We start from the raw sequence: 19,913 nt of genomic DNA, 5'->3' as shown, positions 1-19,913 counted from the left end.
ATGGCCCTGCTGCTGGCGCTGGCCGGTTGCAACGATGTCGACTCGAACCCGCACGTTTATGATCCCGTTGCCTTTCACTCCGGCGACGAGTGCCACATCTGCGGCATGGCGATCACCGGCTTTCCCGGCCCCAAGGGCGAGGCGGTGGCTAAACAGGGTGCGATGAAATTCTGCTCTACGGCCGAGATGTTTGGCTGGTGGCTGCAACCGGAGAACCGGGAACAAGATGTCACCCTGTATGTGCATGACATGGCACGCTCGACCTGGGAAAAACCGGATGATGATGCCCTCATCGATGCCCGACAGGCCTTTTATGTCGTCGGCGCCAACCTGAAGGGGGCCATGGGGGCTGCACTGGCCTCGTTCGCCCGCGAGGAGGATGCCGAAAGGTTTGCAACCAGCCAGGGCGGCAGGCTGGTGCGGTTCGAGCAGATAGATCTTGCCTTGCTGCAACCTGATCCCCAGTCCCATCCAGCTGAACCGCACGGCAGCCCGGCGGCCCATTGATAGGTTTTTTCACCCCTTATCACTCATTACATCGCAGGAGGATGCTCCCATGATGGGGATCAGCGTTTGGAAGCTCTTGATTATTCTCGCCATTGTCATCGTGTTGTTTGGTACTGGACGCCTGAGTGGCATCGGTTCGGATTTGGGCAAGGCCGTGCGGGGATTTCGTAACATGCTGGGCGAAAAAGAGAGCCAGTAAGAAAACACCATCCGGTTACCCCCAATCTCTGCAGCCCTTGGTCGCGTCGGGCCGTCAGCATGACGGAGTGCGGGATGCGAGTAGCCGGATACCAAGCGGGGCATTGCTGCCTCCATCAACATAAGGAAATACCAATATGAAAAGAAACGTGTTTTCACTGCTTGTCCTGGGGGCTGTTGTTTGTCTGCAACCGGCCATGGCAACTGACGGCGAGACGTTATTCAAGAGCAAGCCTTGCGTGGGTTGCCACATGGTGGATGCCAAGCTGGTCGGCCCCTCATTCAAGGAGGTCGCGGCCAAGTATGACGGGCAGGCAGACGCGGCCACCCTGTTGGCAGGCCGCATCAAGAACGGTACCCAGGGCACCTGGGGGGCAGTGCCCATGCCTGCCAACGCCGTCACGGAAGAGGAGGCCAAGACCTTGGCCGAATGGGTGCTTAGCCATAAAAAATAACAAGTCGCTTGCACTGAAGCTCGGTGTGAATGCTGATGGTGGTATCGGGCACGTTGTGGTGGCGGTGTAGCTTGGCCAGTGGTTCCGGGAGGCCGGTCGGGTTCGCTTGCCGACCCCGATAGCGCCGGGCGTGCTTGATGCAGTCGCGGGGCTCACGGTGATGCATCACTTGAGACTCTGTCGGGCCAGTGGCCAAACAGCCGGCCTGACCCTACTTGATGGGCGCGATGCGGTGCGCAGGCAACACGTGCCGTTTGCACAGATGCAGCCTGTTTAGTTCAGGAGCATAGCGATGTACCTCGAGCCTGGTGATAAGACGGCTCCTCCTTTGATGCCAAGGGCCGGCGCTGAGCGCGCTGGCCCCTTATGCTGCTTGTAAATGAGCGTTCCAGGTGTAGGGAGTTGCGCTGCAACGAGCAGAGTCGGTTATCTGATTGATAACGGGCATGGCATGGAGTCGCACCGGCAGCGAACCGTATTCTGCCACCCGCCGAACGGCGTGATGCGGTAGCCACTTGGGATGTGGGTGAGCGAGGTACCCATGCCCCTCCCGTGAATGAGAAAGGGCATTGCCAGTTCGTCGATATCGATGCGTTGGCCTTTGAACTCATCGGCGCCGTACTCACCGGTTTGCTGGTGCTTGCCTGGCACCTTGATGGCGATGTTCTCCGCCATCCGCACCTCCGGTTTGGCTTCAACCTGGTGAGTCACGACGCCTGCTTCAGGGCCGATGTGCCTTGGTCAACGACATCCAGACATCCGGTTGGGCCGACTCTCGGTGGTATCCCGTCATGGTGTTGAGGTGGACGCCGCCAGTGGTAGTCAACCATCAGGTAATAACTGCTATTCCGCTTCACCTCCCGCAGGTTTATGTATCCCGTTGTCGGGAGCCACTCTGACTTGAGGCTCCTGAACAACCGTGCCATGCCATCGAGGCGTTCCCAGCCGTTGCCACGCCGGCCCATGCTCTGGGTCATGGGACAGCGGGCTGCCGTCGATACGGTCGGGGCGCCATAGGTGTGAGTCACAGTTGCGCCGTAGTGCCCTCTTTGCACGCCTCGCCATGACCGCAGGCGTCCACCATGCAGCCGACCCCGCCCCGGTCGCCAGCTTTGAATCTGTTGACCTGACAGCTGACGACAACCATCCAACCGATGATTTCATGGCCCGGCACTATGGGATAGCGGGTTCAGCCCCCGTGATTGTGGGCGGCGTACAGATCCGAATGGCAGACGCCGCAGCAGAGAGTGTCGATCTCCACATCATCGGGGCGTGGCCGTCGGCGAGTGATGGGATGGCATGCCAGTGGTGCCGTGGCCGGTGTGGCAGCATGAGCGTTGACTGATTTAATCATGATGTTCTCCCCGATGAGCTGGCCTCAGTTGCCGGGGAATCTCGGTGCAACACATGGGCGGCGCAGTGTCTTGGGCGGTTGAGTCATGAGATCGGATCATCATGCGTTCACCCGGGCGGGTTGCAGCCGCTTGCCGTTGCCCACCACCAGGGTGGCCACCATCAACAGCGCGGCACTGCCAGCCAGGGTGGCGCCTATGGTGTAGTGATCGAGCAGCCAGCCTCCGATGCCGGCTCCCAGCATGATGGCGAGCTGGATGGCGGCCACGATGAGGCCGCCGCCACTCTCGGGGGCATCTTGGATCCCCCGGGCTATCCAGGCGGACCAGGCAACCGGAATGGCGGCATTGATGGCGCCCCACAGGGTCAGCATCAGCGCGACGCCCCAGAAGTGGTGCTGCATGGCTAGCAGGCCAAGGGTGATGAGCGCAAGGATCAGGGGCAACCATCGCAGCAGCCGATAGAGGTGGCGATGCAGGGTGGCGCTGGCCACAGTGGTGCCCACGAATCCGGCCATGCCCAGCGCCAGCAGCAGGGATGAGAGCTCCGGCAGGCTGGTGTGGGTACGGGTCTCCAGAAACGGCCGGAAGTAGGTAAACGCACAGAAGGCGCCTGCAAAGGTGAACATGACGCCGAGCATGGCCATCGCCACATTGGGCCGCTTCAGCAGTCCCAACGCTTGTGTCACGGGGCGTTCGCTTCGCATCGAGGGCAGGCTGACTGCCATCCACACCAGGTTCAGCACCACCAGCGGGGCCAACAGCCAGAACACGCCCCGCCAGCCGATGATGCCACCCAGATAACTGCCGAGCGGAGCGGCAAAGGCGGTCGCGACGGCATTGCCGGTGTACATCAGGCCGAGGGCTCTGGGCACCGAGTCGGGGGCCACCAGCCTCATGAGGGTGGCGGTAGCCAGAGCCCAGAATCCGCCGACCACCACCCCCAGCAGGGCCCGGGCCAGCATCAGCAGCGCAAAGTTGGGGCTCAGTGCGATCAGGACGAGAGAGAGCAACATCATCAGTGCCAATCCCATCAGCACATGGCGCCGCTCATGGTGGGCACAGACCCGGGTGACCAGCAGGCTGGCGATGACGGCAAAGAGACCCGAGATGGAGATGGCAAGGCCCGCCTGACCATCGCTGGCACCGAGATCGCGGGCGATCGGGGTCAGCAGGCTGACCGGCATAAACTCGGCGGCGATCAGCAGGGCCACGCAGAGGGACATGGCTCCCACGGCCCCCCAATGTTCTTGTACCACGGGAAGGGGTTCGACAGCGGCATGGTGAGTCTTCATTTCACGACCTGATATTGAAAGGGGGCTGAGTCATTTGACGGCTTCAATGGTGAGAGTGCCCGAGGGTTGGGCGGTCAAGGCATCCAGACCCGATGTAATGCGCCCCAGGCGGATGAGGCCGCTCGAGTAACCGAAGTCCCTGTAGTAGATAGCCAGGTTGCCCCAGGGGGCGTAGTAGGCGATGTCTCCGACTTGCGGGTCTATCCCCTCTGGCGCCGTCTGGGTGGTCAATTTACGCGGCAGATAGGCAATCTTCTCGGTCTCGGCATAGTCTTCGAGCGGCAATGTCAGGGGGAGCATGGCGAAAAAGTCCCGGGCGCTGTCACTCTCTTCCAGGCTGGCTGTGATGATCTGGCCGGCCATTGTCATCCTGATGTTCATGGTCTCTCTCCTGCTATGACTGACCTCGTCTGTGGCTGCGACCGCGCTGGTTGCCACCAGCAACAGGACCATAGCGCGGGTCAACATGCCTCTGGTCATCATTTTTTCCCCGACATGGCGCCATTGCACAGACTTGCTATCTCGCGTGGCCACCGATGAGAAAGACGCGGCGGGATGGCCCGCCGCGTTACTGGTTTTTACTTCAAGTTGGTCTTGAAGAACTGCTCGAACTGGTCGAACGGGATCTTGCCTGCCTCGTTATCGTAGAGATCCACATGGTTGGCGCCCGGCACCACGACCAGTTCTTTTTGCTGGCTGCCTACCGCCTTGAAGGCATCTTCGGCAAAGTAGCGCGAGTGGGCATTCTCGCCGGTGACGATCAGCGCAGGAATGTTGATCTCGCTGGCATAGCTAAGCAGCGGCATATTCATAAATGACAGCGGCATGGTGGTGGTCCAGGCACCATTGGAGTTCACCGAACGCGCATGGAAACCGCGCGGGACACGGTAGTAGTCGAAGAACTCCTTGAGTACTGGATGTGGATTGTCCGGCAGTGCCTCTGGCAGGGTCCGGTTGGCTGCCGTGACGTTACCCTTCTGGTCGACATAGAGATCGTGATTGCTATGGGCAAAAGAGCCACTTTCTGCGTCTTGCCAGCGTTGTTCGTTCAGGTGTTTCAATATGGCGCGGCGATCGGCAGTGGTGTAACGATCCTTGCCATCGCCCACGCCATGCCCCATGGCTCGACTCATGTCATACATCACGCTGGTCGCCACGGCTTTGACGCGAGTATCGGCAGCAGCGGCATTGAGGGCCATGCCACCCCAGCCACAGATGCCCAACAGGCCGATACGATTGCGGTCGACCTCTTGTTGCAGGCCGAGAAAATCGACGGCGGCACTGAAGTCTTCGGTGTTGATGTCGGGGGAGGCCACGTCGCGCGGTTGGCCGCCACTTTCGCCGGTGTAGGAGGGGTCAAATGCCAGGGTGACGAACCCGCGCTCGGCCAGGATCTGGGCATAGAGACCGCTCGACTGTTCCTTCACCGCGCCAAAGGGGCCGCTCACGGCAATGGCTGCCAGCCTGGCGTTTCCCCGGTTCTTCGGCAGGTAGAGGTCGGCGACCAGGGTCAGGCCGTAGCGGTTCTTGAAGCTCACCTTGCGATGCTCGACCTTGTCGCTCTGGGCGAAGGTCTTGTCCCACAGTGTCACCATGGAGACAGGTTCAGTGGGATGGGTGTTTTGGGCATGGCTCATCGTGGAGACTCCGGTTAATGCGGCGCCCAGCAGCAGGGCAGACGCGATAGCGGTCAGCTTCTTGGGAATGACATTCATGGCAACGCTCCTTGAGATCGGATGTGTGATGCGTGGTCCTGAGGGTGGCTTGATGGTTTTGTGAACCATGGGCTGCATTCTAGTTAGAACCATTGGTGATGATTAGATCGGTTTTTTTGATAACATTAATGTGTATGGGTTCTTAATCTGGGCGTCCAAAGGGCGTTGAACAAACCATGGCTGGCTGAAAAAAATCTGGGTGGAACAAGATGACAAGCCGCGAGAATTACAACGATCTCCACGTCTTCATGCTGGTCGCCCGGGAAGGCAGCTTTACCCGGGCGGCTGCCAGGCTGGGGCTGGCCCAGTCCGGGATCAGCCGCACCATCCGGGATCTCGAAGCCCGGCTCGGGGTGCAACTGCTGGTGCGTACCACCCGCAGCCTGTCACTGACCCAGGCTGGCGAACAGCTGTACCGCACGGCACTGAGCAGCTTTCAGTCCCTGGATGCGGGGCTGGCCACCCTCGCCCACTTTCGCGACATCCCTTCCGGCACGGTGAGGATCAATGCCAGCCAGCACGCCATCGACAAGGTGTTGCTGCCCAAGCTGGCCATCTTCAGGCAGCACTATCCTGATATCCGGCTGGAACTCATCAGTGAAAGCCGCTTCGTGAACATCATCGATGAGCGCTTCGATGCCGGCGTGCGGCTGGGTGGCGAGGTGGACGAGGGGATGGTTGCCGTGCGCATTACCCCGGATATGGAGATGGTGATGGTGGCCACGCCGGATCATTTTCTGCAATACGGCTTTCCGCAGACGCCGGCCGAGCTGGCGGTACACCCCTGCATTGCCTACCAGTTTGCCGATGGCGGCCTCTATCAGTGGGAGCTGTGGCAGGAGGGCAAACTCGTCAAGCATCGGCCGCAGGGGCAGTGGGTCTTCTCTGACAGCTACATGGAAGCGGCGGCAGCAAGAATGGGGTTGGGGTTGGCCTATGTCCCGGAGGAGCTGGTCACCGATGAACTGGCGCGTGGAACCCTGATCCGGGTGTTACCGCGGTTCAGCCACCGCCTGGAGGGCCTGTATCTCTACTACCCCCATCGCAACGTATCGCCCGCCCTGAGAGCCCTCATCGACACGTTGAGACTGTGAAGCTGAAGCCAGATGCCTTTGCATATGGCGCCGACAGCGGGAAGCACCATGATGAGCCGCCCCCGGGGGCATGGGGCGCAGGAAAGCGACCATCGAGGGCGAAACGGGCAAATACCAGAGGAAACAAGCGTCTGAACGCGGTCAATGCCCCTGGATAGTCCAAGGATTCAGGCCAAGTTCAGCGCTGCCCCGGTATGGTGCTCCGGTGTTGATGCGGAGCTGCGAATGGCAACCAGAGGTGGCTGCCGGCGCAGTCATGCCTGTCCATCTTCGATCCCGCCGAGACGCAGAGGGACAGCGACATGGGGTGACACCCTGGTCAGGGCTCGCTCTCACGGACGATATCAATTTCCTGCCGTATGAGCTGCCGGCCCCGATGCCGGTCCATGATCTCTTTCTGCCGCATCGGCGCCCCCATTCTCATGCCGTCCTGGAGGACATGATGACCGAATGCCATCTGAGCAAGTGCAATCCCTCTTCTCTCATTCGCCAGATAGCCATTGGTCTGGCCGCCGGCGCCCTCTGCTTGCTGATATTGAGCTATGTGAGCCCCACGGCTCGGCAGGACGAACCCGAGGTGGGGGAGGCCGCTCCGGGTCAGGTCAGTGGCGCCGCAGCGACGTTGATCCCGCCGGCTGAGACCGGGTTCCTGCCTTCTTCTCCCGAGTCGATCGAACGGCAGGCCGACGGTACGGCCGGCAAGCTGACCCCCATGCTGGATGTGCCGGTCAGCGGCGCCCTGCCGATCGTGGCCGAAGACGTCGTGCAGACTGAGCCGCCAATACCTGCCCCCTCGGCGCCTCTGGTTGCGATTGAGCCTGCCGCAATCCCCGAGCCCGTGTCCACGCCTGCCCCGGAGCCTGTGTCCAAGCCGGCAGCGAAATCGCTGTCTAAACCAGCCATCGTGCCCGAGCCGCAGGGCAAGGCGTCCGGCAAGGTCAACCTGACGCCCGCCAGCGTCCTGCACCAGAAGAACATCAACCACCTCAGCATCCAGCTGATGGGAGCGAGCAGTCTGGATGCCGTAGCGCAGTTCGTGCGCGTCAATCGGCTCGCCGACCAGGTATGGATATATCGCACCAACTACCATGGCAGTCCCTGGTATGTGGTGCTGAAAGGGGATTATGTCGGCCTGAGCCAGGCGCAGGCAGCCATTCGCCAGTTGTCGCCAGCCCTGCAGAAGGCGGATCCCTGGCCCAAGTCCTTCGCCCAGGTGAATAGAGAATTAAAGCCATAAGCCGGGTGACAAGGGATAAGCCTGAGTGAACAGGCCTGATCCCATGGGCCTTGGGCTACCAGCGCCCTTGGGGGGAGGTGAGCGTTGGCTGACATGGGGTAGGCTGTATGCGCGCCGGGCCGCTTGCTGAGTCGCACCGCCGGAGCAGCCCCTTCGCCCCAATGGCACAACCTCTAAAACACCACACCCGCGTCATTCGCGGGTGTGGTGTTTTTGGCATGTCATCTGCTCGATGTCTCAGGCTCATTTCGTCAACGGAAGAGAGGCCACCCGAGATCGCAGCGGAACCTCAGCCTTTGCGGCTGGCGAGCTGGCGCAGCAGCTGGGTGCTCTGGTGCAGGCTCTGCTGCTGCACTTCGCTCAAGGGGCACTGCTTGAGCACGTATTCGGCGCTGGCCACCACCGTCTTCCAGCGCGGCGCCTTGGGTAGGGTGTCCAGGCTCAGGTATTTGTCGAGGGTGCGGGTCTGGGGGCTGGATCTGTCCATGTAGACCCGCCACAGCTTGCTCTTCTCCGCCAGCACTATCTTGCCCTTGCCGGTGCTCTGCTGCCAGGTCTCCAGGGTGAGGCGCATGGTGTCCACCAGAGCACGGCGCAGGGGCTCGTCATCCTGCTGGCGAATGAGGTTGTCCGCGAGCGAGCGGAACTCCCCTCCCAGCCGGCTCAGTTCCCCCAGCAATTGCCCATCCTCGATGATGGCCTGGCGTGACAGGCTCTTGAGGGCTTTCTCCAGCGCCATCACCCGGTTGTCGTCCTGACGCTGCTCCGTGCTGAGGGTGAGGGCGAAGGCGTGCTGGCCCCCCAGGCTGATGGGCAGGGCCCGGGCATTGAGCCCGTCCTTCTGACCCGCCACCAGGAAACTCAGATCCTGCTCCGGTCGCGCTACCATGTCGGGCCACTGGCTCGCCAGCGGGGCCGCCAGCCACTCGTCCAGCGGTTGTCCTTCCATGGCTTCCGGCTCCTGGCCCAGCAGGCGGGCCAGGGCGCGGGAGGCAAACAGCACCACCCCCTGCTCGTCGATGAAGACCATGGGATCGGCCCCTTCCCCGAGCAGCGCCAGCAGCCGCTCCTGATCCTGATGCAGCTGGGTCTGCAGGCGCAGGCGGTGCTCTATCTCCTGCTTGAGCAGGTGATTTTCCACCAGGGAGGCGCGGCCGGCGCAGGCCTCCAGCAGGGCCCTGACCCGGGCAAACAGCTCCTCCTTGCAGAAGGGTTTCACCAGGTAGTCGTTGGCCCCGGCGTTGAAGCCCTCTTCGATGTCCTTGGGCTGGTTGAGGGCGGTGAGCAGCAGCACCGGCAGCTTGTCCTTGGGATGTTGTTCCCGCAGGCGGCGACAGACGTCGAAGCCGGACAGGGTCGGCATCATCACATCCAGCAGGATGAGATCCACCGGCTCCTGGGCCAGCTTGGCCAGCGCGTCGTGGCCGTCGCTGCTTGGCAGGATGCGATAGCCGCAGGGCTGCAGCAGGTGGCGCAAGATGTGCAAGTTGATGGGCTCGTCATCCACCACCAGGATGAGGGGCGCATCCTCGGGGGGAGGGGGGAGGTCATCGCTCTCCCAGTCCGGCAGGATGAGCGGCTGCTGGCGCACCAGCTGGTGCTCGATCTGGCGGCTGTCCAGCGTCAGGCTGCCCGCCTTGCCGCTGGCGAGCGGCAGGGTGAAGGCGAAGGTGGAGCCGACGCTTGGCTCGCTCTCCACAAACAGCTCGCCCCCCATCAGGTGCACCAGCTGGCGGGTGATGGAGAGGCCGAGGCCGGCCCCCTGCTTGCTCACCTCCGGGCTTATTTGTACCAGTGGTTCGAAGATGTGCTCCAGATGGTCCTTGCCGATGCCGATGCCGGTGTCGGTCACCTTGATGCGCAGGAAGTTGCCCTCCACCAGGGCGCTCAGCACCACCTTGCCCTGGGGCGTGTATTTGATGGCGTTGCCCACCAGGTTGTAGAGCACCTGTTCGAGTCGCTGCTCGTCCGCCAGCACCGGCGGCAGCTCCGTCGGGCTGATGTCCACCAGGGTGAGGGGCTTGGCTTGCACCAAGTGCTGGCAGAGATCCAGCACCAGCCGGATGACCCCCTTGGAAGAGACTGGCTGGGGGTGGATCTCCAGCTGGCCGTAACGCATCTGGTGGTAGTCGAGCAGATCGTCCACCAGCCGCGCCAGGCCGTCGGCGCTCTTGATGATGAGGCCGAGCTGCTTCTGCTGCCCTTCGGTCAAGTCCTGCTGGCTGGCGAGCATGGACTCGGCCATCCCCTTGATGCCGTGGATGGGGGTGCGCAGCTCATGGGAGGTGTTGGCCAGCAGTTCGTCTTTGAGCTTGTCAGCCTGCTGCAGGCTGAGGTTCTGCTTGTGGGTCAGCTTGACCTGCTGTTGCAGCTCCTGGGTCTGGCGCTCGATGAGTTCTATCTTGTCTTTCACCGAGCGCTGCATGTGGCGGAACGCCTGGGCCAGCCGGTCGATGTCGTCATCGGTGCGCGGTATGGTGATGGGGTGTTCCAGGGCGCCGTCGGCCACCTGCTCGGCGGCGGCGGTGAGGGAGCGCAGCGGCGCCGTGATGGAGTGGGAGAGCCAGCGGGAGAACAGGATCAGCAGCAGCAATGAGCCCGCCCCCAGCAGGATCACCAGGGTTTCCAGCTGACGGATAGGAGCATAGGCCTCGCGGGTGGAGATCTCGGCGATGAAGGCCCACTCGGTGTCGAACACCTTGACCTGGGTGTAGGCAGCCAGCACCTCGTCATCGTGATAGGAGAGGAAGGGACCGACCCCCTGCTCGCCGGAGAGCACCTTGATGACCAGCGGCGTCTGCAGTGGCCGGAAGTCGGGGCTGAAGCTGTTCTCGACGCTGAATTCGGGGGCGAGGGAGGCGTTGGCGCGCATCCGCTTGTCAGGGCCGATGAGGATGGTCTCGCCGGTCTCGCCGAGCCCCTCCCGCTCCGCCATGATCTGGTTGAGCTTGTCCGGCAGCAGCTCGAAGATCACCACACCGCGCACATAGTCGTATTACATCACCGGGGCGGCCAGATAGGCGACCACCTGGCCGGTCAGTTCGTTGCGGCCAAGGTCGGTGAACTCGAAGATCTGCTGGGGCTTCTGGCCGCCGTCGAGGCGCCGCTTGATCTTGGCGAAGGTGTTGCCAAGGCCGCTCGACTGGTAGGGGCCGGAGAGCAGGTTGGTGGCGAAGTTGGCGTGCTTGGTGACCGAGTAGACAACGTCGCCGTTGAGGTCCACCAGGAAGATGTCGCTGTAGTTGGACTTGCGCACCATGTCGGCATAGCCACGGTGAAAACGCTGGTGCACCCGGCCATACATCTCGTCGGCGAGGATGAGGGCGCTGATGGAGGGCTCTATTTCCACCTGGCTGTCGGGTTGTTGCAGCTTGTCCCAGGAGCCGGGCACATAGCGGGCCTGGGCGCGGGCGCGGGCCTCCTGCGGTGTGGTGCCGAGTTTCTCGAAGGCACCGGTAAAGCCGTAGAAGCGACCGATACTGTTGCCGGCAAAGTCCTGCTGGGAGAAGTTGATGATCTGCTCTTTGAGGTTGCCGAAGTAGTCTTCCAGCTGGCTCTTCTTGATGTTGCGCACCGACACCAGATGGTTGGAGGTCTGGGTGGTGAGATCCTTGCCGTGGCTATAGAGGAAAAACAGGGTGACGACCAGGAAGGGCACCAGGCCCAACATGAAGAAAGCCAGCATCAGCTGCGGTCTGAGCCCACGAGGCCTGAAGATCCATTTCATGGTGTGAATTTCAATTGAGAATCCAGTTACTAAGCGGCATGAGTTTCTGATTAAAGACTAACTATTTCAATGGCTTTATCTTGAATTCGCTCGTCGGGTCACAGGGAGTGGCAGGAATTTTGACCAAGGCGTTTAAAGCCTGAGCAAACGCGCCTAAAAAGCGCGTAAAGTCATAAAAAAGGGTTGTGCCCGAGCTCGGGGTACGTATAATGCGCCTCGTTGTCGGGTAACTGACATCATGCAGTCAGGCGGGAATAGCTCAGTTGGTAGAGCACGACCTTGCCAAGGTCGGGGTCGCGAGTTCGAGTCTCGTTTCCCGCTCCAATTTTCCATGGCACCAATCATGGATATCACTTTCAAGACAATCAGTCTTGTCAGCATGGCGCGTTAGCAAAGCGGTTATGCAGCGGATTGCAAATCCGTTTAGTCCGGTTCGACTCCGGAACGTGCCTCCATCTTCTTCCTCGTTTTCATCCTTGTTCCATGCCAGGTTTCATTCCAAGAACCTCTTTCGGCATATCCCCTTGCGTTCAATATCCTTGCTGGGCCAATAACAGCTCGCAGCCCTGATGGCGCCACTCTCTTTGCAGATAATGACTTATGTCGTCGAGAGATTGTCCCCGGTACTGAAGTTGCAATTCGGCGGCGTGGTCGGTCAGATCGGCCATCTTCTGCTTCAGTTGACCGCATTGCCACAGACTGACGACAGGCACTCCCTGGTACGCCAGCGTGATGGCGTCATTCCGATTGAGCTGCCACTCCTGCCACTGTGTCCAGGCGAGCAGACCGAGCACGCTCAGAACCGCGATTTCTGCCAGTTTCATTCCCTTCTCCCTCCATTTACCTGCCCATGTTCTAACTCTTGTCCAGGGAGTGGTTTTTGCCAGTCTTGTTGCTCTTTGGTTAAATAATGTAACCCGGTTTCACTTTCTTGTTTTTAGGCGGTTTTTTTATAAAAAAACGGGCTTATTGGTGTAGTAATCCTACAGATTGTGGAGTAATCTTTGCTCAGTGGTCTTACCAGTGAGGCGTTAAATCATGTTTCATCCCTTCTCTCTGACTCAGATAATCCTTCGCCGCATCTTCGTATTGATGGTGGGTCTGCTCGCCTTCCCGGTGATGCTGTTTCGCCGCGATCGCGCCCGCTTCTACAGCTACCTGCACCGGATCTGGAGCAAGACCAGCACCAAGCCGGTGTGGCTCAAGATGAGCGAACGGGGTGAGCGGATCTTCTACTGATCCCTTGCCCACAGTGAAAAAAGACAGCCAAGGCTGTCTTTTTTTATGGCTGGCAACCCGGCATGGGCGTCTTGCCTGCATGGCTGAGGAGCCAGCCCTCGCGATCTTGTCACAGGGTTGACCTCCTCGTTCAAGAGATCCCCCTTCCCGCCATTCCCGTCCGTTCAAACCCGCGACTCTCTTTTGTTCCGCCCCGTCATGCTTCCCGGTTCAGATCGGCCAGCGCCGCGCGCAGGCGGGCGAGACCGATGGGTTTGAACAGGCAGTCGTTCATGCCGGCGGCCAGGCAGAGCTCCCGCTCCCGGGGCAAGGCGTGGGCGGTAAAGCCCCAGACTGGCAGCTCATGGCCACGGGCACGCAGGTTGCGCGCCAGGTCGAAACCATCCATCACCGGCATCTGGCAGTCGGTGATGACGAGATCGAAGGGGTGGCTGCCGACGGCGCGCAGGGCCTCCAACCCGTTGCTGCGCACGCTGACGTCGTGTCCCAGGTGCTTGAGCTGCTGGCGCAGCAGGATCTGGTTGGCATGATTGTCATCCACCACCAGTATCCGCAGCCGGGGCCCCGGCTCCCGGGGGGGAGGGGAGCCATCACCAGCGGGAGACCCGGCGCCGCCAGCGTCAGGGGCAGCCTTATCTCGAGGCGGGTCCCCCGTCCCGGCTCGCTGTCGACACCTATCTCTCCCCCCATCATCTGGCACAGGATCCGGGCGATGTTCAGACCAAGGCCGCTGCCCGGGTACTGCTCGGGGGAGTGCGCCCGGTAGAAGGGGGTGAACAGCCGGGGCAGCTTGTCCGCCGCAATGCCGACCCCGGTATCTGCGATGACGAGGTGTAGCACGGGGCCGGGCAGGGGGTCTCCCGCCAGGGTAGCGCTGATGCTCACCTCGCCCTGCTCCGTGAACTTGATGGCGTTGCCGATCAGGTTGAAAAGGATCTGGCGCAGCCGAAGGGCATCGATCATCACGGTCGGCAGGGGGGCGTCGGGCAACTCGACGCGATAGCGCACTCCTTTCTGCCCGGCCATGCCCCGGAATACCCGGGTGACCGATTCCAGCAGCGGCGTGAGTTCGCAGGGGGTCGGGGTCAGGGTCATCTGGCCCACCTCTATGCTGGCGATATCCAGGCTATCCCCCAGCAGATCCAGCAGACCGTGGGCCGAGTCCGCGGCGATGCGCAGCAGCTCGGCGCTGTGACGACTGAGGGCGGGATCCTCGGTGGCCAGCTCCAGCATGCCGAGGATGGCGTTCATGGGGGTACGGATCTCGTGGCTCATGGTGGCGAGGAAGTCGCTCTTGGCCCGGCTGGCGCTGTCGGCCTGCAGCTTCGCCTGGCGCAGGGCTTCTTCCAACTGCTTGCGGCCCGTGATGTCGATCCAGCCGTCGATCACCCCGCTGATGGCGCCCTCGGCATCGAAGTAGGGCACCATCCAGTGATAGATGTCGATCTGCCTCCCTTCGCGCTGGAAAATCCGATCGGCGAAGATGGGCTGGCCTTGCTGCAGCACCTTGGCGAAGTCCCGCTCCAGGGCGGCGATGCTCCGGGGGGCGATCCGCCCTTCCAGTCCCTGGACGAAGGGGTGCCCCATGACGTCTTCCGGACGGGCACCGAGCTGGGCCAGGTATTTGCTGTTGCACAGCAATACCTTGCCGCCCTTGTCCCGCACCACTATGGGGTGGGGCTGGCTCTCCCCCAGCGCCCGGATGAATCTCACCTGGGCCTCCAACTGCTGGCGGGAGGCCTGCTCGGCGCGGGCCAGCCGCTTGAGCATGAGGTTGCGATAGAACAGCACCAGCGCCAGGGCGAAGAGCACCGCAAACAACAGGTAGAAGGCGTGGGCGTGGCGCTCCATGAAGCCGGGCTTCGGCAGTTTGCGGTTGCGCCACTCGTAGCTCGTCATGGCCAGCTCGTTGGGCGGGATGGCGAGCAGAGTCTTGTCGAGGATCCCCATCAGCATCTCGTTGCCGGGCAGGCTGGCAAAGCCCATCAGGATGGATTCCTCATCGGCGGGGCCGGCGATGCGCAGCCGGGTTTGCGGATCGTTGTCCAGGGCATGGCGGGCAAAATAGAGCGGAACTATGGCGGCGTCCAGTCTGCCTCCCTCGACGGCCTGCATTGCCTCCTCGGCGCTCTCCATGGTGATGAGCCTGCTGCCCTCGAGCTCATCGGCGAGTGGATTGTAGCGGGTCATCCCCACGCGCTTGCCCGCCAGACCCTGCAGCGAGTCCATGCTCTCCTCGCCCTGATGGGTGAGGATCACGTAGATGTCGTCCGTGGCATAGGGGACCGAGGGGCGCAGGCCATAGCGCTCGGCCACGGGCCGGGAGATGGCACCGATGAGATCGAGGCGCCCCGAGCGGATGGCCTCGTCCCGCTGCCGGTCGGAGTCGAAGCGGATGAACTCGAAGGAGAGGCCGGTGCGCTTGCTCACCTTGGCCAGCATGTCGACCGTCATGCCGGTGAGCTGGCCGTCGTGATCCAGGGCGCCATAGGGGTAGAGGTTGTCCATCAGCCACACCCTGATGGGGGGCGACTGGCGCATCCAGGCAAGCTCCACGGCGTCATAGCGCTCGCTAGCGCCGTCATTCATGTCACGAATGGGCCCGTTCCACTGGCTGAAGATGGCATTGCGGGTTCCCTCGTCGATGGCGTCCAGGCCGTGGTTGATGAGGCCGAGCAGCGCCGGGGAGCGGGTGGAGAGCGCGAAGCGAAAGTCGGCTGGAGCCAGGCTGGGCGGTGCCTCGCCACGTTGCCTGAGGTGGTCGAAGCGCTCGCTGTTGAGGTAGTGCATGGCGTGGGCATCGCTGAGCAGTATCTCCTGGCGGCCGAAGAAGACGGCGTCGAAAGCCTCCGCATTGGAGGGATGGGTTACCAGGGTGAGAGTGGGGTAGTAGAGCCTGAATCGCTGCGCGTCTATCTGGCCCTTTACGGTGGCGACGCGCTGGCCCGGTGTCAGCAGGGGGCCCTGGTGTGGCTTGGGGGCCGAGAAGACCAGGGGGCTGCTGAAGTAGGGCCTGCTGAGCCGGATCCCGGGGGCCTCCGTGTCCGCCAGGGTCAGGTTGCCGAGGTTGACCAGATCGATCTCTCCCCGGCGCAGGGCGAGCAGGGCGCTCTCCTTGTCGGCAAAGGGGCACAGCGCCAGTGGCTTGTGCAGGATCTTGGCGAGGATGCCGAGGTAATCGGCGGAGATCCCCTCGAATCGACTCTGGGAAACGATCATGCTGAAGGGGCGATAGTCCTGCTCGAGGAGGCCGACTCGCAGCAACTTGGCTTGCCGCAGCCAGTCTTGCTCGGCCTTGGACCAGCGGGGAGGGGCTATCTCGGAGTCGTGACGGCTGTGCAGCGTCAACGCCAGCGCAGGCTGGATGATCAGCAGACAGAGCAGGATCAGTGATCGATAGAGATTCATCATGCCACCAGGAACGGGGCAGCCATCCTTGCCGCATTTCACCCAAAGGCGGTCATTCTACCGGAAAATGGCTATAACGAGTCCCCTGTTTGGACACGGCAGGCATGAAAGGCACAAAAATGGCGGCCTGATCCGCCATCTGTGCCCAGGATCTGCCGCCCTGGGCGGTGCCGGGATCAGCCGAACCGATAGGCACCCATGTAGAGGCTGCCATAGTCCCAGCTCTGGTGCAGTCGAGTTGGCCTGTCGCTTCCCGCCGCCCCGAGCGCCACGAACAGCGGACGCAGGTGATCGTCGTGGGGATGGGATTCCACCGCGCCCGGGGCCCGGGCCCGATAATCTTCCAGCGCCGCCCTGTCCCCCTCATCCATGCTCTGCTCCAGCCAGCTGACGAAGGTGCGGGCCCAGCCCGGCACCGGGCTGTCGTCCGGCCCGAGAGCCCGCAGGTTGTGGGTGATGGCGCCGGAGGCGAGGATGCCTATGCCCTGTGCGCGCAGGCCCTGCAACGCCTCTCCCAGTTGCCACAGCTGGGCCGGGGTGAAGTTGGCCGGGATGGAGAGCTGCACCAGGGGGATCTCGCCCTGGGGATCCATCAGGGAGAGGGGTGACCAGACTCCATGATCCAGCTCGCGATGCACCGGGGTGGCGGGCAGGCCGGCCAGCAGCAACTGATCGCCCACCGCCTCCTGCAGCCACTGGGGGCTCCTCGCTGGCCAGCGGATCTGGTAGAGGGGCTCGGGGAAGCCATAGAAGTCGTACATCAATGCCGGGCTCGGCTCGACGTTGATCTGCAGCTCGCTTCGGCTGAACCAGTGAGCCGAGATCACCACCAGTCCCTTGATGCCGCCAAGGCGCAATGTCGCCAGAAATTGGGTAGCAGGCTGATCCCGCAGGACCAGATCCGGGGCGCCGTGGGAGATGAACCAGACGGGGGCGATAGCCATAGCGAGACTCCTATCAATGATGCCGGCACGCAGCGCATGGCCGGGTCAGGGCAAGGGGCCACTGACGATGGGGTCATTATCTGCCTCGGCTAGGAAGTTAACAATGTGGCTATATGTATAAGCACTGTTCACTATGAGTTGATAGATGAAGGCGGGAGATGACACTAAAACAGCAGGGCCAGCATCGCCATGCTGGCCCTGTTTTCTTCATGTGCCGGGTATTGCAGGATGCCCGACGGGAGCTCGTCTGCTGGTGCTCGAGCCAGAAACCTTACTGGATACCCAGCAGCTCCACGTCGAAGATCAGCACCGAGCCAGGTGGGATTTTACCGGCCGCCCTGTCGCCATAGGCGAGATTGGCGGGAATATAGAAGCGGGTCTTCTCCCCTTCCACCATCAGCTGCACCCCTTCGGTCCAGCCCTTGATCACCTGATTGAGGCCAAACTCGATGGGCTCGCCGCGGGCGACGGAGCTGTCGAACACGGTGCCGTCCAGCAGCTTGCCCTCGTAGTGTACCTTCACCTTGCTGGTGGCGGTGGGGTGAACCGTGCCGCTGCCCGGGGTCAGCACTTCGTACTGCAGGCCGGAGGCCGTGGTGGTCACCAGCGGTTTCTCCTTGTTGCTGGCGAGGAACTCGGCGCCCTTGCGCACGTTCTCTTCGGCCAGTTTTTTGTTATTGCTGCTGGAGTAGAAGTAGTAGGCGGCGCCGGCGATCAGCAGGGCGATCAGAATGAACTTCATCGGGTTTTCCTTAAATGCAATGAAGACGGCATCTTATCCCAGTCGGGGAGGGAGGGCGAGTCGGGACGCAGGAGGATGTGACAGGGCAGACAGACGACGAGGGGCCAGGATCTGCCCCCTCGTCTCATGAGGGCGGATTACTTCACCGCCACCATCATCAGGGCGGGCAGGGCGAAGAAGAGCCCGCCCACGTAACCCAGCGCCAGCAGCTTGTTCTCGCTGCCGACCCGGGCCAGGGTCTCGGCGGCCTTGATGGGCAGCTCGCGCAGGAAGGGGACCCCGTAGATGAGCACCACTGCAAACAGGTTGAACAGCACGTGGACCAGGGCGATGGTCAGTGCCAGCTGGGCACCGGCACCGCTGATGGCGGTGGCGGCCAGCAGGGCGGTAATGGTGGTGCCGATGTTGGCCCCCAGGGTGAAGGGGTAGAGCTGACGGGTGTTGAATACACCGCCGCCGGCCAGGGGGATCATCAGGCTGGTGGTGGTGGAGGAGGACTGCACCATGACGGTCACCAGGGTGCCGGAGGCGATACCGGTCAGCGGACCACGGCCCAGAGCCTTGTGCAGCAGCTCCTTGGCGCGGCCCACCATGACCCGCTGCAGTACCTTGCCGAGGGTGGTGACGCAACCCAGGATCAGCAGGATGCCGATGCAGATGGTGGCGATGGCGGCGCCCTTGCCCGGCAGGAAGGCGACGGCTCCATCGATGAGATCCAGTGCCGGCGAGATGATGGGCTTCATGAAGTCCATGCCTTTCATCGACATGTCGGCGGAGCCCATCAGCAGGCCGGAGACCCACTCAGCGCTCTGCTGCAGCAGGCCGAACATCAACTCCAGCGGCAGGAAGATGAAGACCGCCAGCAGGTTGAAGAAGTCGTGCACGGTGGCGGCGGCGAAGGCGCGGCGAAACTCCTCTCTGTCCCGGATGTGACCGAGGGAGACGATGGTGTTGGTGATGGTGGTGCCGAGGTTGGCTCCCATCACCATGGGGATGGCCATCTCCATGGGCAGGCCCCCCGCCACCAGGCCGACGATGACCGAGGTGACCGTGCTGGAGGACTGCACCAGGGCGGTGGCCAGGATGCCGAGCAGCAGGGCGACGAAGGGGTTGTTCGCGAAGGCGAAGATCTGGGCCGCGCCCTCGGCGCCGCCGGAGAAGCCCTTGAAGCCGTGGGAGACGGCACCAACGGCGACCAGGATCAGGTAGATCAGCGTGATCACCGCGAGCCAGTTGAACAGGGGGCCGGGACGGCGGGTCTGCTGGGGTGCGGAAGATACGGTGCTGTGCATATGGCCTCTTGGGGTCGTTCTGCGTTGAAATGGACGGGCGCATTACAGCAGCGCTCCATGACAGAAATATGACAACGTGACACTTTTATGATGTTTTGGTGACAGGGCGGCAGGGGGTGCCGCAGACAAAAAGTGTCGGAGCAAACGCCGATATGGCGTCATCCGGCTCATAACCGGCTTCCCGTCTTGCACTGGGATCCCAGGGTTATATGCTGCCTCGCTTTCCTGTCTTCAAAATGAGGAAGCGATGATGCGTGCATGGGTTTTGTGTCTCTCCCTGGGGTTGTTGTCTGCTGGTGCGCAGGCCAGCGTGTTCAAGTCCGAGTGCAACCTCGACAAGGCGGCCAGAAACGAGGCGATGAATGCGACCCTGGGGGTCAAGGGCAACTGCGATGCCGACAAGCTGGTGCGCCAGCAGAAGGAGAAGGCCAGGGCCGAGGTGAAGAAGAACACCACGGACGTGCTGGACAAGAAGACGGCGGGTCTGAAAGAGGCAAAGCAGAACACCAATGCGACCCTGGGCAAGCAGAGTGCCGAGCTGAAACAGGCGCAAGACAAGGTCAATCAGACCCGCAAGGATGTCAACGCCGTGGCCAGGGACCCGGTCAAGGCGGCCGCCACCGCGGTGATCAACCAGGGCTGAGGGATAGCCCGCCACAGGTCTGCATGCAAGAAGGGGAGCCCATGGCTCCCCTTCTGTTTGGTTGT

General features: G+C 62.1%; 18 protein-coding genes, 2 tRNA genes and 2 pseudogenes. 9 read left to right on the top strand and 13 right to left on the bottom strand.

The window, feature by feature from the left end; all coding sequences use genetic code 11:
- From BN1127_RS19170 to BN1127_RS19160, 3 genes are all read left to right on the top strand, one after another.
- Window positions 1-507: a nitrous oxide reductase accessory protein NosL gene (locus BN1127_RS19170; protein ID WP_231557522.1), complete on the top strand. Its 507-nt coding sequence runs from the start codon at window positions 1-3 to the stop codon at window positions 505-507.
- Window positions 508-556: 49 nt separating this feature from the next.
- Window positions 557-706 carry a twin-arginine translocase TatA/TatE family subunit gene (gene tatA, locus BN1127_RS19165; protein ID WP_041206197.1) on the top strand — a complete coding sequence of 50 codons (150 nt, stop codon included), beginning with the start codon at window positions 557-559 and terminating at the stop codon, window positions 704-706.
- 136 nt (window positions 707-842) lie between these two features.
- Entirely contained in the window at window positions 843-1,160 is a 318-nt protein-coding gene (locus BN1127_RS19160) for a c-type cytochrome (protein ID WP_042650504.1), read from the top strand.
- Window positions 1,161-1,586: 426 nt separating this feature from the next.
- On the opposite strand, the gene BN1127_RS19155 is transcribed toward BN1127_RS19160, so the two are convergent.
- The 6 genes and pseudogenes from BN1127_RS19155 to BN1127_RS19135 all read right to left on the bottom strand — a co-directional run bounded on the left by BN1127_RS19155 (window position 1,587) and on the right by BN1127_RS19135 (window position 5,522).
- Window positions 1,587-1,835 (bottom strand): hypothetical protein, encoded by a 249-nt coding sequence (locus BN1127_RS19155; protein WP_048824882.1) that lies wholly within the window; start codon window positions 1,833-1,835, stop codon window positions 1,587-1,589.
- Window positions 1,836-1,867: 32 nt separating this feature from the next.
- Window positions 1,868-2,146: pseudogene (locus BN1127_RS21875) on the bottom strand (hypothetical protein); the annotation flags it as partial.
- Window positions 2,147-2,184: 38 nt separating this feature from the next.
- Window positions 2,185-2,334 (bottom strand): alcohol dehydrogenase catalytic domain-containing protein, encoded by a 150-nt coding sequence (locus BN1127_RS23160; RefSeq protein WP_364576751.1) that lies wholly within the window; start codon window positions 2,332-2,334, stop codon window positions 2,185-2,187.
- A 279-nt stretch (window positions 2,335-2,613) separates the two neighbouring features.
- Complete coding sequence (locus BN1127_RS19145) at window positions 2,614-3,807, bottom strand: MFS transporter (protein WP_042650503.1); 1,194 nt, start codon at window positions 3,805-3,807, stop codon at window positions 2,614-2,616.
- 30 nt (window positions 3,808-3,837) lie between these two features.
- On the bottom strand, window positions 3,838-4,188 hold the full coding sequence (locus BN1127_RS19140; protein WP_042650524.1) for a cyclophilin-like fold protein: 351 nt from the start codon (window positions 4,186-4,188) through the stop codon (window positions 3,838-3,840).
- 197 nt (window positions 4,189-4,385) lie between these two features.
- Window positions 4,386-5,522: an alpha/beta hydrolase gene (locus tag BN1127_RS19135; protein WP_042650502.1), complete on the bottom strand. Its 1,137-nt coding sequence runs from the start codon at window positions 5,520-5,522 to the stop codon at window positions 4,386-4,388.
- A gap of 209 nt (window positions 5,523-5,731) precedes the next feature.
- Here BN1127_RS19135 and BN1127_RS19130 point away from each other — a divergent pair, with 209 nt between their 5' ends.
- Both BN1127_RS19130 and BN1127_RS19125 read left to right on the top strand, forming a co-directional pair.
- Window positions 5,732-6,616 (top strand): LysR family transcriptional regulator, encoded by an 885-nt coding sequence (locus BN1127_RS19130; RefSeq protein WP_042650501.1) that lies wholly within the window; start codon window positions 5,732-5,734, stop codon window positions 6,614-6,616.
- Between the two features lie 442 nt (window positions 6,617-7,058).
- The gene (locus BN1127_RS19125; RefSeq protein ID WP_042650500.1) at window positions 7,059-7,853 is read left to right on the top strand and encodes an SPOR domain-containing protein; all 795 of its coding nucleotides are present in this window, start codon (window positions 7,059-7,061) and stop codon (window positions 7,851-7,853) included.
- 289 nt (window positions 7,854-8,142) lie between these two features.
- Here BN1127_RS19125 and BN1127_RS19120 read toward each other — a convergent pair.
- Window positions 8,143-11,580, bottom strand: a pseudogene (locus BN1127_RS19120) (response regulator).
- Window positions 11,581-11,828: 248 nt separating this feature from the next.
- Here BN1127_RS19120 and BN1127_RS19115 point away from each other — a divergent pair.
- Window positions 11,829-11,904: transfer RNA gene (locus BN1127_RS19115), tRNA-Gly, on the top strand.
- 57 nt (window positions 11,905-11,961) lie between these two features.
- Window positions 11,962-12,035, top strand: a tRNA-Cys gene (locus tag BN1127_RS19110).
- A gap of 75 nt (window positions 12,036-12,110) precedes the next feature.
- Here the strand turns inward: BN1127_RS19110 and BN1127_RS19105 are convergent.
- Window positions 12,111-12,404, bottom strand: a complete 294-nt coding sequence (locus tag BN1127_RS19105; protein WP_042650499.1) for a hypothetical protein — start codon at window positions 12,402-12,404, stop codon at window positions 12,111-12,113.
- 214 nt (window positions 12,405-12,618) lie between these two features.
- Between BN1127_RS19105 and BN1127_RS19100 the strand changes: the two genes are divergently transcribed.
- Window positions 12,619-12,819, top strand: a complete 201-nt coding sequence (locus tag BN1127_RS19100; RefSeq protein WP_005324353.1) for a YbfA family protein — start codon at window positions 12,619-12,621, stop codon at window positions 12,817-12,819.
- A 196-nt stretch (window positions 12,820-13,015) separates the two neighbouring features.
- Here the strand turns inward: BN1127_RS19100 and BN1127_RS22930 are convergent, their stop codons facing one another.
- The 5 genes from BN1127_RS22930 to BN1127_RS19080 form a co-directional block, all read right to left on the bottom strand.
- Window positions 13,016-13,309, bottom strand: coding sequence for a response regulator (locus BN1127_RS22930; RefSeq protein WP_231557524.1), 294 nt, complete (start codon window positions 13,307-13,309; stop codon window positions 13,016-13,018).
- Entirely contained in the window at window positions 13,207-16,227 is a 3,021-nt protein-coding gene (locus BN1127_RS19095) for an ATP-binding protein (RefSeq protein WP_231557521.1), read from the bottom strand. The genes BN1127_RS22930 and BN1127_RS19095 overlap by 103 nt, the downstream gene beginning before the upstream one ends.
- Before the next feature lie 176 nt (window positions 16,228-16,403).
- Window positions 16,404-17,171, bottom strand: coding sequence for a DODA-type extradiol aromatic ring-opening family dioxygenase (locus tag BN1127_RS19090; protein WP_042650498.1), 768 nt, complete (start codon window positions 17,169-17,171; stop codon window positions 16,404-16,406).
- A 271-nt stretch (window positions 17,172-17,442) separates the two neighbouring features.
- The gene (locus tag BN1127_RS19085; RefSeq protein WP_005331844.1) at window positions 17,443-17,913 is read right to left on the bottom strand and encodes a BamJ family beta-barrel-assembly machinery protein; all 471 of its coding nucleotides are present in this window, start codon (window positions 17,911-17,913) and stop codon (window positions 17,443-17,445) included.
- 137 nt (window positions 17,914-18,050) lie between these two features.
- Window positions 18,051-19,205 (bottom strand): sodium:phosphate symporter, encoded by a 1,155-nt coding sequence (locus BN1127_RS19080; RefSeq protein WP_005331846.1) that lies wholly within the window; start codon window positions 19,203-19,205, stop codon window positions 18,051-18,053.
- A 250-nt stretch (window positions 19,206-19,455) separates the two neighbouring features.
- Here BN1127_RS19080 and BN1127_RS19075 point away from each other — a divergent pair, with 250 nt between their 5' ends.
- The gene (locus BN1127_RS19075; RefSeq protein WP_042650523.1) at window positions 19,456-19,848 is read left to right on the top strand and encodes a hypothetical protein; all 393 of its coding nucleotides are present in this window, start codon (window positions 19,456-19,458) and stop codon (window positions 19,846-19,848) included.
- Window positions 19,849-19,913: the final 65 nt, after the last annotated feature.

Origin of the sequence: Aeromonas media, from assembly GCF_000819985.1 — a bacterium.
GTDB classification, from domain to species: Bacteria; Pseudomonadota; Gammaproteobacteria; order Enterobacterales; family Aeromonadaceae; genus Aeromonas; species Aeromonas media.
The sequence above is the reverse complement of the archived record's forward strand: the minus strand, read 5'-3'. Positions and strand labels throughout refer to the sequence as shown.